Origin of the sequence: Aureispira sp. CCB-QB1, from assembly GCF_000724545.1 — a bacterium.
Taxonomy (GTDB): domain Bacteria; phylum Bacteroidota; class Bacteroidia; order Chitinophagales; family Saprospiraceae; genus Aureispira.
On the sequence record NZ_JHBV01000068.1, the window covers coordinates 1 to 1067 of the forward strand.

Consider the following 1067-nt stretch of genomic DNA (forward strand, 5'->3'; position numbering starts at 1 on the left):
TAAGTAAGGTGACAAAAGAAACCGTATAATAAAAATAGTTTATATTAGCAAAATGAAAAAACGGTACATCAAGTTAACAGAATTGGAAGAATCAGCCTTAAAAACCAGTAAAAAGACTAGTGGTTCAGAACGAGAAAGAGATCGTTCACATGCTCTTCTTTTAAGTAATAAAGGTTATACTATAGATCAACTCTCAGCGATATTTGAGGTTCGTAGAGCTACAGTTTCAGAATGGTTTAATAGATGGGATGAATTAGGAATGGCTGGACTCTCCGATGCAGAAAAGAGTGGTCGCCCAACCAAGTTTACTGAGACAGAACAAAAAAAATAATTGCTGAAGCTCTTAAAACCCCTATTCAAAGCATTCAAAAGTTTGTAGCAACTCATGTACAAAAGCTTGGGAAAAGTGCTTGTATAAGAACAGTGCAACGGATATTAAAAGGAGCTGGTTTTGTATGGAAGCGAATGCGTAATTCATTAAAAAGAAACAGGAACGAAGAATTGTTTCGCTTTTTTATCGAAGAGCTTAAAAGGTTAAAGAAGGAAGCAAAAGAAGGAAAAATCAACCTTTGCTATTTCGATGAAACAGGGTTGAGTTTGAATCCTAATGTGCCTTATGCATGGCAGCTCAAAGGAACTACAGCTATTTTACCAGCAGAACGAATAAAAGGAATAACCATACTTGGTATTTTAGATCCTTTACAGGAGAAATTCTCTGGAAATATGTACCAAGGAGCTGCTAATTCTGAATGTGTCATTCAAACATTAGAAGAATACTCCAAATCATTGAAAAAGAAAACGATTCTTGTTCTTGATAATGCAGCTATTCATAAATCCAAAATAGTAAAGACTTATGTTGATTCTTGGAGAAAGAGAGGGCTTTATCTTCAGTTTATTCCAGCATATTGTCCAGAACTTAATTTGATAGAAATTTTATGGAAGCATCTAAAACATTTTTGGCTGAAACCCAAAGATTATATTTCTATGGAAGTTTTGGCTGAGAGAGCAATTTCGATATTACAACAGTACGGTAAAGAATATACGATTACTTATTTCTGAGTACTTAA

At 34.1% G+C, this 1067-nt stretch carries 2 protein-coding genes; both read left to right on the forward strand.

The genetic code is table 11. The annotated features are described in order from the left end of the window. Positions 1–52 precede the first annotated feature (52 nt). Positions 53–331: a helix-turn-helix domain-containing protein gene (locus CG11_RS26170; RefSeq protein WP_052599918.1), complete on the forward strand. Its 279-nt coding sequence runs from the start codon at positions 53–55 to the stop codon at positions 329–331. A gap of 32 nt (positions 332–363) precedes the next feature. Further along, positions 364–1059 carry an IS630 family transposase gene (locus CG11_RS26175; protein WP_255351981.1) on the forward strand — a complete coding sequence of 232 codons (696 nt, stop codon included), beginning with the start codon at positions 364–366 and terminating at the stop codon, positions 1057–1059. Positions 1060–1067 lie beyond the last annotated feature (8 nt).